The organism is Mycolicibacterium nivoides (genome assembly GCF_003855255.1).
Classification (GTDB): Bacteria; Actinomycetota; Actinomycetes; order Mycobacteriales; family Mycobacteriaceae; genus Mycobacterium; species Mycobacterium nivoides.
This window is the reverse complement of record NZ_CP034072.1, coordinates 6,694,004-6,706,666: the sequence shown is the minus strand read 5'-3', so window position 1 is coordinate 6,706,666 and position 12,663 is coordinate 6,694,004. Positions and strand designations below refer to the sequence as shown.

Below are 12,663 nucleotides of genomic sequence, written 5' to 3'. Positions count from 1 at the left end.
TCAACATTTTGAATAATCACTTCGCTGCTAACATCTGCTCATGGCGTTACGCGACGCAGTCCTGGCCGCGCTCCTCGACGGCGAGGCATCGGGCTATGACCTGGCGAAAGGGTTCGACGCGTCGGTCGCCAACTTCTGGATGGCCACGCCCCAACAGCTCTACCGCGAACTGGATCGCATGGCTTCGGAGGGACTCATCGCCGCGCGGCTCGTCGAACAGGACCGGCGCCCCAACAAGCGCCTGTACTCCCTGACCGAACAAGGCAGACACGCCCTGCTCGAGTTCACCGAGGTGCCGCCGAAGCCCGGCGCGATCCGCGAAGATCTCCTGGTCCAGGTCCAGGCGGTGGATTCGGGCAACATCGAGTCGGTCCGCGACGCGCTCACCGAACGCCGGCAATGGGCCACCGCCAAACTCGCGCGCTACCGCCGCATGCAGGAACACCTGCTGGCCGGCCGCACCGAAGCTGCCTACCTGGCCGAGTCCGAGCGCATCGGTCCGTATCTCACGCTGCTGCGCGGAATCCGGTTCGAGGAGGAGAACATCGACTGGGCGGCCCGGGCACTGGCCGTCATCGAACAGCGACTGGGCGCGGCGGCCCGGCGGCTTCGATGACCGTCTCCTGTGGCTCGGTGACCCACGCGCTGAATATGGGCACCCCGCGCCACGGCTCCGGCCCGTCGTAGCGGCCCGCACACGCCAGTACCGCGAACGGGCGGTTGAACCGCACGTCGATCCGGCGGACGAGCACCTCATGGAAGGACGGCATTCCCGCCGCGCGGATACCCATCGCGGTCACGGCCGCGGCCTTGAACCCAGTCCTCGAATAGGAGGCCACGGCCGCCTGCTTCGCATCGAAGCCGGCCGGCTGCTCCTCGTCTCGAACGAAGCCGGTGATCGTCTCGAACACCGGGGCCACCCCGGGTGCGTTGTCGAGATCATGGTCGCTGGTCGCCGACCAGGCCGGCAGGTAGCTGCGCCACTCGGCGTGTACGCCCGGTCCACCGAGCCGGCGTTCCCGTCGCTCCGTCACAGTCCACGCGTGCCCGTCGGTCAGCTCTTCGATCGGGGTCCGGCGGGCGGCGCGGTCATCGCCGCGCAGCAGCGCCGCCACCTGATGTGCCGCGGTGTCGACATCGTGGGGCGCTACGCCGGGCTCCGCGATGACGGTGAAGACGTCGAGCGCCGACGACGAAGGCGGTGCGGCCACCGCGACCAGACCCGCGGCATCGGTGTCGACCACCAGATGAATTCCGTCCCGGAACGTCAACGCCGTGCGTATCTGTTCGCCGAACGACCCGCCCAGTTCGTCCGTGGTGCCGAGCGGCTCCGCCCAGCTGATGTCGGTGGCGAGCGCGGACGCGAGTACCAGCCTGGTCAATTCATCGAGCTGCAGCGGGAAGCGGTCGATCAACCCGTTCGTCCGGGACCGCGCCCAGGCATCGGCCTGCGCCTGATCCGGGACCGCTCCCCGCTCCACCACGTCGGGCAGGGTCTGCGCCCATTCGTCGAACGCCGGCCCCAGCTTGCGGTCCCACACCGCGGCCAGTGCCGACACCGCCGGGTGCGGGTCACGCAGCAGGGCGCCGGCCCGCGCGGCAGCGTCGTCGACCGTCGTGCCGAGGACCGCTTCGAGACCGCGGCGCGGCTCTCCCGCGGTCGCCGGCCCCACCAACGCCAACAGCAGCCACAGACCCAGCGGCGAGGCCACCGTGTGCCCTTTGAGCACTGACTGGTTGAACGGGGCAGCGTAGGCAGACACGATCTCGGGGTTACTGAGGCCGGGCATGGCCGCACCATATCTGCTGATCGAACGTTGCCGGTTGTACGCGTAATGGCGGCCAGACGTTACTGTGCTTTCGTCGGCTTCAGCGAACAGGCCGATAGAAAAGTTGAGCAAATTCATGACCGCAGCACCAGAAGCATCGGCGCTCGAAGCCCGCGTAGGCCACTACTACGAGGCAGACGGCCTCTATCTGGTCGGCCGCGAGAAGGTCCGCGAGTACGCCCGTGCCGTGCAGGACTACAACCCCGCACACTGGGACGTCGACGCCGCCGCGAAGCTGGGCTACTCGGGCCTGGTCGCGCCGCTGACCTTCACCTCGACCCCGGCCATGGCCTGCAACCGGCGCATGTTCGAGTCGATCGTCGTCGGTTATGACACCTACCTGCAGACCGAAGAGGTCTTCGAGCAGCACCGCCCGATCGTGGCCGGCGACGAACTGCACGTCGACGTCGAGCTGACGTCGGTCCGCAGGATCGCCGGTCGGGACATGATCACCGTGACCAACACCTTCACGGACCGGGCCGGCGAGCGCGTGCACACCCTGCACACCACCGTCGTCGGCGTCACCGCCGAAGATCTCAATCCGGAGATCAAGACCGCCGTGCAGCGGGCGATGATGCACGACGTCGACATCTTCGGCATCAGCGACGACGAGTACGAGAAGACCGTCCGCCCCGAGGGCGAGATCCGGATCGCCGAGGACACCACCCGGACGCCGGGCACCCCGTCCTTCGATGACCTGAAGGTCGGCGACGAGATCGGCGTGCACCACACCCGGCTGTCCCGCGGCGACCTGGTGAACTACGCCGGCGTGGCCGGCGATGCCAACCCGATCCACTGGGACGAGGACATCGCCAAGCTGGCCGGCCTGCCCGACGTGATCGCGCACGGAATGCTCACCATGGGCCTGGGTGCCGGATTCGTCTCCACCTGGTCGGGCGATCCTGGGGCCGTCACCCGCTACGCCGTGCGGCTGTCCCAGCCCGCGATCGTGTCCGCCAAGGAAGGCGCTGACATCGAGTTCAGCGGCAAGATCAAGTCGCTGGACCCGGAGACCCGCACCGGTGTCGTCATCGTCGCCGCCAAGGCCGACGGCAAGAAGATCTTCGGCCTGGCGACGATGAACATCCGCTTCAGCTGACCCGCTGACGCCGCGTCACGACGCCACCTCGGCCGGATCGCGCTGGATGGGCTGGGGCCACGGCGAGCGCGGCGGGCGGGGACGCACCCGCTGGGGCCACCAGAACCACCGTCCGAGCAGGGTGGCGATGGACGGTGTCTTCCGGAACACTTTTGTCATCGCCGCTGCCTCCCGAAGTTGACGAATGCAACCTTCGGCCACCCGACGACCCGGCCCTTTTTCCAAGGCCATCGAACACGTGACCGCGGCACACGTGTCGGAAACCTATTGGCAGCTGTCATCGTCCAGGCCCTTCGACGTTCCGAATGGCCACAGGATTTGGTGGTCGTGGTCAGCTTAAGGAGCAAACCTCTGCTGCCGGATGAAAACGCAACGAAATGCGTGGTAGAGAGCTCAATCCGGCAGGTGCAGGCGCGAGCGCAGTACGGGAAGTCCCGGGCCCGCGAGACTGTCGAACGCGACGGTGCGTCCGCACGCCGCCAGCATCAGCGCGACGCCCGGGCCGGCAATGGCCCGGCCGTGACCCCATATCCGCCCGGTATCCGCGTCGTGCAACGCGATACCGCGCAGGCGCCGGTGCGGGAAGAAGCCGAGCTGCGTTCGGCTGGTGAGGAAATCGAGCACCCGCGCGACATGCTGTGGATCCGGGTGATGCGGAAGCCCCAGTGGCATCCGCATATCGGCGCCGTGTACCAACACGTCGGTCAGGCCTGACAGCGGACCGGTGATGGGCGGGCTCAGCCGATGATCGGCCCGGCTGCGCAGCGTCTCGGCGATCTCGGCGGCCGACGCTCGCGCCCGGCGACGGGCCAGCGCGTCGATTCCGCGGTCGATGCTGCCGTGGCGGACACCGCTGGCCATAAAGCCCCAGAACCCGTCGGTGAAATCGCTGACCAGATGTGCCGCAACGGTTTTGACGTCCCATCCGGCGCACAGGCTCGGCGTGGCCAATTGGTCCGCATCGAGCCCTTCGACCAGGGTGGCGATCGACCGCCGCTCGTCGGCGACCGCGGCGAACACCCGCTCGCGTTCCTCCGGGCTCAGCCGCATCGGATCGACCCGCTCAGCGCGGGACGTTCGCCTTCAACGTCTCCAGTGCCGCTGTGCTCAACTTGGCCAGCTCCTCGGCCTCGGCCGGATCGAGAGCGGCCGCGAAGATCTCCGCCATTCGCCGGTTGGTCGCCTGCTCGATCTCGGTGTAGCGGTCCTTCTTGTCCGCACCGTCGGCGAACGGCTCGGGCCAACCGAACATCGTGGTGTACTGCGGCCCCTTGTTGAGCATGTGCGCCTCCACCGGGGCGATCCCGGAAATCGTCAACGCATTGAAATGCACCCCGGCGCGCAGCTCGCGGAGCACGAACATCACCTGCAACGCGCGCGCGGCGGCATCGTCGGCCAGCGGCATCGCACGCCAGCCGGCGAACAACGGCAGGCCCGCGATCGGCGTCGCGGCGATCATCTTCTCCCCCAGCGCGGCGATCCGATCCAGACCCTGGGCATCCGACAGGTACTTGTGCCCGAACTCGGCTGCCTGCTCCCAATACTGTTGCGCCGCACCGGCAGCACCACGCACCGCGACGCCCTCGTCCCACATCGCCGCGAGCCCGTTGGGCTCGAACACCGCGAAGACAGCGCTGACGGTGGCGCCGGAGGCCTCACCGAGCACTCCGCCACGGCCGGCGACATAACCGGCCAACGGGTTCTCATACCCGGCGGCGACGCTGGCACCGAAGTTCTCCGGGTGCAGCATGAAGACCGCGACGGCCTGCTCCATCGCCGTTCCCGTGGTGGCGGCAGCGTCCAGCATGTCGGTGTTGCTCATGACAGTGACTCCTATCTGGCGAGATCCCACTGGCCGTAATCGGCTGCGAGAACGTCGTTCACGTCAACATGGATGCCGTCGATCACGAAGCCCGGATCGGACGCGGTGACGACTTCCCTCTGGAACAGTACGGCGGCCGGTTCCCGCTCCCCCCGCGACCATGCCTTGGTCTGCCACGCCCACCGGTGACCCGGACTGGTCGATGCCCCGACGACACCGTCGGCGATGGCCCAACCGCATTGGTTACGGCCCCCGTAGATTCCGGTGCGGCCAACTCCCAGCACCGAGTGGATTCCCCGAAACCATTGGACTGCCAGACTTTTCCATGTCTTGGCATCGATGTCCTCGTCGACGCTGAAGAAGATCGGCGCCGACGCCGGCCCCCCGGCCGCGGTGTGCAGGCTCAGTGCCGTCTGGGCGTCGGCCACTCCCCCGTCGTAGCCGCGGGTGAAGTCCGACGGCGTCGGCCATCCGGGTTTGCCGAACTGGTAGCAGCTGACGACCTGCAGCCCTGCCGACCGGAGCCGGTCGGCGTAGTCGCGGGTCACGGGCTTGAAATCGAACGTGGCCCCCGGCCGCAATTCGGAAACGTAGACCAGTGCGCCACCGAAGCCCGCGGACTTGATCTGTTCGGGCTGGACCAGCCGGTCGGCGAAATCGACGAGCTGCAGTCCGTCGGCCGATGCGGTCTGGGTGCCGACCGACGCGGCCAGCGCACCTGGGACTGCCAACGCCGGGGCAAACAGCGCTGCATACCTGAGGACTTCACGCCGCGAAGCGGATCGCGTCACGGACCGAAGCGTATCCGCGGATCTGGCGCAACTCCACCCCCGCCTGATATCGGAAATTTCCATGGTCCAACGCCTACCAGCGGAATCCCCGGGATCCGCCGGGCGCCGAACTTTGCTCAGGGAAACGGTTACATCTGCGTTCGTCGGCGAAACAGGCCCGTGCCAGGGAAAGATGAACCACAATGGCTAGTCGCAGCTAACTACCGACACCCTGGCAGAAACCACAGTGGCCCGAGACGTGATCGCCGTCGACACGACGCTCGATCACCCATGTCCGGACATCTGGTCCATCCTGGAGGCGCCGGAGCTGTACCCACGGTTCTTTCGTGGCCTCGGTTCGTGCGAACACGTCGCCGGCGACCCGCATCTCTTCGAGGTGCGTCTGTCCACCTCCCGCGGTGCCGTCGTCGTGCAGGAGATGCGCCGGACCATCCGCCTGTCGGGCATGGAGTTGCGCCTCGACGCGACGCAGACGGGTCGCTGTTTCGCCTCGATTCGCCTGACTCCCGAAGGGGCCGGCGCCCGGATCGCATTGCGGATCTTCGCGGTCGGCACGCTCCACCCCGACATCGCGAAAGCCAGCGACAGCGTCGTCGAGAGCTGGATCCGCGAAGGGCTCCAGCGAATCTCGGACTCCCTCGCGGATAAACCGTCCTCACAACTGGTCAACATGGGCGACGGGCGTTCCCTGCAACTCAACGTCTTGAAGACCATGATCACCAGCGGTGTGGTGCGCGCGTCTCGACCCGATCGTGGACTTCGCCAGCTCAATTCGCTCGCCAAATGGGGATTCACGCTCGCGGGCGGACTTGCTGCTGCCGCCGCGCGCTCACCGCGCACAATCGCGTCGATCGACCGGTACGGGACCTCGACCTACGCGGACGTGGCCGAGCGCACCAACCGCTTGGCATCGGGCCTTGCGGTAATCGGTTTCAGCAGTGACAGCACGTTCGCGGTTCTCGCCCGCAACCATTCGGCGATGGTCGAGTGCATGGTGGCCGCGAGCAAGTTGGGTGCGGACCTGGTATTGCTCAACACCGGCCTCGCCGCCCGCGCGATCGAAGAGATCGTCAAACGCCACGACGTCGACGCCATATTCCTCGACGGCGACTTCGAACCGGAGGTGCGGTACGTCTCCGCGGACATCCCGCGAATCTCGATCCACGCCAATTCGGCTACGCGGCATCGGCGTTCGATCGACGATCTCATTTCCACCGGCACCGGCGCCGCACCGGTGGCACCACCGAAACAACCCGGCAAGCTGGTGGCGCTCACCTCGGGCACCACCGGCACGCCCAAGGGAGCCCGACGGCCCACGCCACCCGGCTTCGGCGCCATCGCCGCGATGTTGTCGCGCATGCCGCTGCGTCACGGCGAGGTCATGCTGATGTGCGCACCGATGTTCCACACCTGGGGTCTGGCCGCACTGCAAGTGAGCACGCCGCTGCTGGCAACGGTGGTGCTGATGGACCGGTTCGACGCCGAAGAATGCCTCAAAGCCATTGAGCGCCATCGCTGCACGGTGGTGATCCTGGTTCCGGTGATGTTGCAGCGCATTCTCGAGTTGCCCGCCGCCGTGGTCAACCGCTACGACACCTCGTCGCTGAAGGTGGTCGCCAGCAGCGGGTCACCGATTCCGGGCGCAGCCGTCACCAAGTTCATGGAGATCTTCGGCGACGTTCTCTACAACTTCTACGGATCCACCGAGGTGTCCTGGGCGACGATCGCCGATCCCGCCGACCTGCGCGTCGCCCCGACCACGGCGGGCCGGCCACCCCTGGGCACCCGCATCGCCATCCTCGATGACGCGGGCGCCATCGCGCCGGCCGGCGCCGTGGGTCGCATCTTCGTCGGCAACGACATGCTCTTCGACGGTTACACGAATGCGGCGTCGCCTGCCGTCGAGGACAGGCTGATGGACACCGGCGATCTAGGCTACCTCGACGGCAGCGGGCGTCTCTTCGTCGCCGGACGCGACGACGACATGATCATCTCCGGCGGCGAGAACGTTTTTCCGCGGCCCGTCGAAGAAGCCATCGCCGTGCTGCCACAGGTCGCCGACGTGGCGGTGGTCGGCGTTCCGGATCCGGAGTTCGGCCAGCGTCTGGCGGCGTTCGTCGTCCGCACCGAGGGGTCGTCGCTCGACGCGGACACCGTCAAGAACTATGTCCGAAACCGCCTGAGCCGCTTCTCGATTCCGCGGGACGTCACATTCGTCGACCAGCTGCCACGCACCGCCACGGGGAAGGTCCTGAAACGTCATTTGATCGAGGGCCAGTTTCCCCTGGAGATGGGGTGGCCGGGCTGACTCGCTGGATACTCGCGGCGATCTCCATCGCGCTGTTCTGCGTGCAGATCGACTACTTCGCGGTGAACCTGGCGCTGCCCCGGATGGCGGCGGATCTGCACAGCAGCACCACCGACCTGCAGTGGGTGGTGAGCATCTACATGCTGACGCTGGGCGCCTTCATGGTGCCCGCGGGTCGCATCGCAGACATCTTCGGCCGACGACGTGTGCTGCTGTCCGGCATCGCGCTGTTCGCGGTGGCGTCGGTGCTGTGCGCCGTGGCTCCGACGCCGGCCGCGATAGTCGGATTCCGCGCGCTGCAGGGTATCGGCGCGGCGATGATCTTTCCGGTCTCGGTGAGCGTCCTGACCAATGCCTACCCCGCGGCCAGTGCGAGCAGGGCCATCGGCACGGCCTACGGCATCGCCGGGCTGGGGAACGCTGCCGGTCCGTTGGTAGGCGGCGTGCTGACCGAAACGGTTGGCTGGCGCGCGGTGTTCTGGCTGCTGGTACCCTTCACCCTCATCTCGCTGGTCATCGGTGCGCGCGTGATCCCCGAGAGTTTCGACGAAACCGCCCCGCGCCGAATCGATCTGAGTGGGTTGGCGCTGATCACGGTGGGCATCGGCCTGTTCACCCTGGCTTTCGATCGTGCGCCCACCTGGGGTTGGCTGTCGCCGGCGACCATCGGTGCCGGAATCGCCGCGGTTGTCCTGCTCACGGCGTTCGTGGCAGTCGAACGACGAACGCGCCACCCGCTGGTCGATCTCGGGTTGTTCGGCAACCCGGGCTTCGCGGTGCTTGTCGTTGCCGGCACCGTCGCCAATATCGCGTACGTGGTCACGGTCTTCCTGACCACGCTGAATCTGCAACAGGTCCGCGGTCTCGATCCACTGATGGCGGGCGTGGTGTTCCTGGGGCCGTCGGCCGGCGCCGCGCTGGGAGGCACGCTCTCCGGCCGGCTGCCGTCGGCGTCCTCTCCGGTCCGCGTGATGGCGACCGGATGTATCGCAGCCGCGGTTTCCCTTGCCGCACTGACTGTTTCCGGTGGATGGGTGGGGTACGCGATCGCGCTCACGGCGTGCGGCTTCACCATGGGATTCGTCTACGCGTTCACCACTGTCGCCACTCAAGCGGTGGTCGCGCCGGCGCGGGCCGGTGAGGCGGCCGGGGTCACCCTGACCGCGCTGGTGACGCTGGCCGGCGTCGGCGTCGCCGTGTCCGGCACCGTCCTGGAGGTGCTCCAACTCGGCGGGATGGGGACCGGCGCGGGCATCAACGCGATCTTGACCGCCATCGCCTTGGCGTTGGCGGTCGCCGGGTTGGCCGTCTGGATCAGGGCCCGGCGCAGTCCGGTGGGCTAGCTGGCCCTCGGCCGCGGTGAACTTTTTCTCCCCCACGGGCGTATGCCCCGGGTAACCCCATCCCGGCACAAGTTTGGAAGGTCGCTCATGGACCGCAGATCGATCGTTCCCCCATCGTGGCGCAGCGCTTCAGCCAACCGTCGCAGCGTCGTCATCGGCATCGCGGCCGTCGGCGCCTTCCTGGCCGCCGACGTCGGCGCGGTGCTGTATGGACGTGGTCCGCTCGGATCGCAACGGCGGTTGACGCCACAGGCATTCGTCGACGCCTTTCACGCGGTTGCCGGGATCCATCCCGGCTACCGCCTCAACCATGCCAAAGGGGTTGCGGTCAGCGGCTACTTCGACAGCAACGGTGCGGGCGCCGAAGTGACCAAGGCCGCAGCCTTCCGCGCCGGCCGCTCCCCTCTCGTCGGCCGGTTCTCGCTGCCCGGGGGTAATCCCACCGTTTCGGACACCACTGGCGCCCCGCGCGGCCTGGGCCTGGCGATCGGATATCCCGGCGCAGGGCAATGGCGCACCGCGATGCTGAACCTGCCCGTGTTCCAGGACAATTCGGTGCAGGGTTTCTACGACCGGCTGCTGGCATCCAAACCGGTGCCCGGCACCGGCAAGCCCGATCCCACGGCCATGGCACGTTTTCTGGCCGCCCATCCCGAAACCGCCGTCGCCATGTCGGCGATCAAGCAGCAACCGCCCACCTCCGGTTTCGCCGACAGCACCTTTCGGGGGCTCAACGCCTTCTACTTCGTCAACGCGGCCGGCGAGCGTACACCGGTGCGATGGTCACTGAGCCCGATGCGGGAGGTGAAGCCGCCACCCACATCGCCGGCCGGACCGAACTGGCTGTTCGACAACGTCGTTCGCGATATCAGGTCGAGGCCGTTGCGCTGGCGGCTGCTCGTGACGATGGGCGAACCGGAGGACGATGTGCGTGACGCGACCATCGCGTGGCCGGCCGACCGGCGCACGATCGACACCGGGACCGTGGTGCTCGACTCCATCGCGACGGAGTCGGCCGGGAACGCCCGCGACGTCAATTTCGACCCCATGGTGCTGCCGGACGGGATCGAGCCCTCGGAGGACCCGCTACTGCCCGCCCGCTCGGCGGTGTACGCGGCGTCGTTTCGCCGACGTGCCGGCGTCACCGGAGCCGCCCCGCAGGTCGATGCCGGGGAGGTCGCGCGATGATCGCGTCGGTCACCCGCTCCGGCTCCCGCTATGCCCTCGGCACCCGCGTCCTGCATTGGTCTGCCGCAGCGCTCGTGTTCAGCACGCTGCTCGTCGGGTTCTTCCTCGCCAACTCGCTTGCGGACTACGCGGTACTCCTCAGCGTGCACAAGGTTCTGGGCGCACTGGTGTTCGTGGTGTTCGTGATCCGCGTCGTCAACAGACTCACCGATCGCGGGCCCGCCCTGCCCGCCACGGTCGGCCGGGCTGAGCGCATCGCGGTGATCGGCTCCGAACTCGCCATGTACGTGCTGCTGTTGGCGCAACCGCTGCTGGGGTGGGCGATGGTGTCGGCGAGTGGGGTTCCGGTCGGGTTGGGCGGCGCGCTTCGGCTGCCACCGATCGCGCCCGTGGACGCCGAGCTGTACGGCCTGCTTCGCAACAGCCACTCGGTTGTGGCCTATGCCCTGGTCGCGATGATCGCCGCACACGTGTCAGCGGTGCTGCTGCACACACTGACCTTGCGCGACGGCATGCTGCGCCGGATGAGTTTCGGGAACGATGAACCTCTCGAACTCCGCCGGCGTACGTAAGGCCGTGGATATCAATCGGATGAGAAGAACTGTTGGTGCAGCGCTGTTTACCGCCGGCCTGGTGGCCGGACTCGCCGCGCCGGGTCATGCGAACGCCGACGAGCCGGTCACGCCGCAACCGGTCCTCGCAAAACACGCGTCGGACCTTGGCGAGATCATCGTCGACGCTGAAGGAATGACGGTGTACGCGTTCCAGGGCGATACTCCCGCGAGCAGTGGATGCGGCGAGGACTGCCTGCAGAAGTGGCCCGCCGTGCTCGCCCCCGACCCGCTGCCGGCACAGGTGGCGGGCGTTGAGGGAGTATTGGGTGTGTACCTACGTCCGGATGGCACCCGCCAGCTGACCTTGAATTCGCACCCGCTCTACACGTTCGTCCAAGACAAGGCGGCCGGGCAGCACAACGGCGTGGGTAAGCAGTTGAGCAACTCCAAGTGGGGGGTCATGCAATCTGACGGGCTCCCGCGGTACTGACCGTGCCGAACCGTCCACGACGTCGCAGATCGTCGGCCGCACAGCGTGGTCGTGCGGCCGACGACCGGCTGTTGACCGCGCTGTACACCGTCCACGGCGATGCCGTCCGGCGATTCGTCGCCGGCCACGTCGTCGATGTGCAGCACCGTGAGGACGTCGTGCAGGAGACGTTCGCGCGGGCATGGAAGAACATCGACCAGATCGACGCGGCCGAAGGCAATCCCAGATCGTTCCTGTTCACGGTTGCCCGCAACGTCATCGTCGATCAATGGCGGCGGAGGTCACGGCGGGGCGAGGTGCTTGTCGACACCGATGTCGCACTGCCCAGTGCCGATGCCGTCAACAAGTCCCTGGAGCGGATCGTCATCGGTGAATCCCTGCAACGGTTGTCCCCCGAACATCGCGAGGTGGTCAAGGCGCTGTACTTCGATGACCTCACCCTTGCCGAAGCAGCCGATAGGCTCAATGTTGCTGTGGGTACCGTGAAGTCACGCAGTTACTACGCAGTGCGCGCACTGCGGGCGGTGTTCGACGAGATGGGGCTGCTGTGATCGACGAACCTCATGTCCTTCTGGGCGCCTACATCCTCGGCGGCCTCGACGCCGAGGAACGCGGACGCTTCGAGGCGCACCTCAAAGATTGTGCCCAATGCCGCGCCCAAGCCGCCGATTTCGCGCCGCTGCCGGCGCTCCTGAGCAAGGTCGACCCGGCTGACCTGGAAACCGGACCCACCGACGGTGGCGAGTCGGAACTGATCCTGCGCGACATGCTCGCCACCCGACGTACGGCAGCTAAGCGCCGCGTTCGCCGCCGGGTGGCGCTGGGGGCGTGCGCCGCGGTGCTCGCCGCCGTCGCACTGGTGTTGGTCATCCCGCGCGGCGATACCACCCCGCCGGGCACGGGCACCTTCGCGATGCATTCGGTCGCGGCCACCGGCGCCTCCGGGTCGGTGACCCTGACGCCCAAGCCGTGGGGGACCGCCATCGTGCTCGACCTGAAGCAGTTGCCCGCCGAAGGTGTGTTCACGCTGCGGACGATGGACGACAGCGGGCAGATGCAGCCCGCGGCCACCTGGGCGGCGATGCCGACCGGGAAAGGGGTCGTGCAAGGGGCGACATCCATCCCGATGCCGAAGCTGCGCAAGCTCAACATCGTCGATGCGAACAACACCGTCCTGGCCACCGTGGAACGCTAGTCACGGCCTGCCCCGCGCATCGATGAGTTTCCCGCACGGCACCG

General features: G+C 67.4%; 14 protein-coding genes. 9 read left to right on the top strand and 5 right to left on the bottom strand.

Annotated elements, in window-relative coordinates; translation table 11 throughout:
- The first annotated feature begins 40 nt into the window (after window positions 1–40).
- Complete coding sequence (locus EH231_RS32670) at window positions 41–616, top strand: PadR family transcriptional regulator (protein WP_124714070.1); 576 nt, start codon at window positions 41–43, stop codon at window positions 614–616.
- Here EH231_RS32670 and EH231_RS32665 read toward each other — a convergent pair.
- The gene (locus EH231_RS32665) at window positions 573–1,790 is read right to left on the bottom strand and encodes a serpin family protein (RefSeq protein WP_124714069.1); all 1,218 of its coding nucleotides are present in this window, start codon (window positions 1,788–1,790) and stop codon (window positions 573–575) included. The two genes, EH231_RS32670 and EH231_RS32665, sit on opposite strands and share 44 nt — an antisense overlap.
- Window positions 1,791–1,905: 115 nt before the next feature.
- Here EH231_RS32665 and EH231_RS32660 point away from each other — a divergent pair, with 115 nt between their 5' ends.
- On the top strand, window positions 1,906–2,928 hold the full coding sequence (locus EH231_RS32660; protein WP_090429536.1) for a fused (3R)-hydroxyacyl-ACP dehydratase subunits HadA/HadB: 1,023 nt from the start codon (window positions 1,906–1,908) through the stop codon (window positions 2,926–2,928).
- Window positions 2,929–2,943: 15 nt separating this feature from the next.
- On the opposite strand, the gene EH231_RS34060 is transcribed toward EH231_RS32660, so the two are convergent.
- The 4 genes from EH231_RS34060 to EH231_RS32645 form a co-directional block, all read right to left on the bottom strand.
- Window positions 2,944–3,087 (bottom strand): hypothetical protein, encoded by a 144-nt coding sequence (locus EH231_RS34060; RefSeq protein ID WP_164481120.1) that lies wholly within the window; start codon window positions 3,085–3,087, stop codon window positions 2,944–2,946.
- Between the two features lie 234 nt (window positions 3,088–3,321).
- Window positions 3,322–3,978 carry a maleylpyruvate isomerase family mycothiol-dependent enzyme gene (locus EH231_RS32655; protein WP_090429532.1) on the bottom strand — a complete coding sequence of 219 codons (657 nt, stop codon included), beginning with the start codon at window positions 3,976–3,978 and terminating at the stop codon, window positions 3,322–3,324.
- 13 nt (window positions 3,979–3,991) lie between these two features.
- A complete protein-coding gene (locus tag EH231_RS32650) occupies window positions 3,992–4,750 on the bottom strand; it encodes an SCO6745 family protein (RefSeq protein ID WP_124714068.1) in 759 nt (252 codons plus the stop codon).
- Between the two features lie 11 nt (window positions 4,751–4,761).
- Window positions 4,762–5,604 (bottom strand): DUF1906 domain-containing protein, encoded by an 843-nt coding sequence (locus tag EH231_RS32645; RefSeq protein WP_420891942.1) that lies wholly within the window; start codon window positions 5,602–5,604, stop codon window positions 4,762–4,764.
- Window positions 5,605–5,767: 163 nt separating this feature from the next.
- Between EH231_RS32645 and EH231_RS32640 the strand changes: the two genes are divergently transcribed.
- The 7 genes from EH231_RS32640 to EH231_RS32610 all read left to right on the top strand — a co-directional run bounded on the left by EH231_RS32640 (window position 5,768) and on the right by EH231_RS32610 (window position 12,619).
- Entirely contained in the window at window positions 5,768–7,849 is a 2,082-nt protein-coding gene (locus EH231_RS32640) for an AMP-binding protein (RefSeq protein ID WP_090429526.1), read from the top strand.
- Window positions 7,837–9,192 carry an MFS transporter gene (locus EH231_RS32635; protein WP_124714066.1) on the top strand — a complete coding sequence of 452 codons (1,356 nt, stop codon included), beginning with the start codon at window positions 7,837–7,839 and terminating at the stop codon, window positions 9,190–9,192. The genes EH231_RS32640 and EH231_RS32635 overlap by 13 nt, the downstream gene beginning before the upstream one ends.
- Before the next feature lie 87 nt (window positions 9,193–9,279).
- A complete protein-coding gene (locus tag EH231_RS32630; RefSeq protein ID WP_124714065.1) occupies window positions 9,280–10,380 on the top strand; it encodes a catalase family peroxidase in 1,101 nt (366 codons plus the stop codon).
- The gene (locus tag EH231_RS32625; protein ID WP_124714064.1) at window positions 10,377–10,952 is read left to right on the top strand and encodes a cytochrome b; all 576 of its coding nucleotides are present in this window, start codon (window positions 10,377–10,379) and stop codon (window positions 10,950–10,952) included. Before EH231_RS32630 ends, EH231_RS32625 begins: the two co-directional genes overlap by 4 nt.
- Window positions 10,953–10,971: 19 nt before the next feature.
- A complete protein-coding gene (locus EH231_RS32620; RefSeq protein WP_164481119.1) occupies window positions 10,972–11,424 on the top strand; it encodes a COG4315 family predicted lipoprotein in 453 nt (150 codons plus the stop codon).
- Between the two features lie 2 nt (window positions 11,425–11,426).
- Window positions 11,427–11,975, top strand: a complete 549-nt coding sequence (locus EH231_RS32615; protein WP_090429519.1) for a sigma-70 family RNA polymerase sigma factor — start codon at window positions 11,427–11,429, stop codon at window positions 11,973–11,975.
- A complete protein-coding gene (locus tag EH231_RS32610) occupies window positions 11,972–12,619 on the top strand; it encodes a zf-HC2 domain-containing protein (protein WP_090429518.1) in 648 nt (215 codons plus the stop codon). The genes EH231_RS32615 and EH231_RS32610 overlap by 4 nt, the downstream gene beginning before the upstream one ends.
- Window positions 12,620–12,663: the final 44 nt, after the last annotated feature.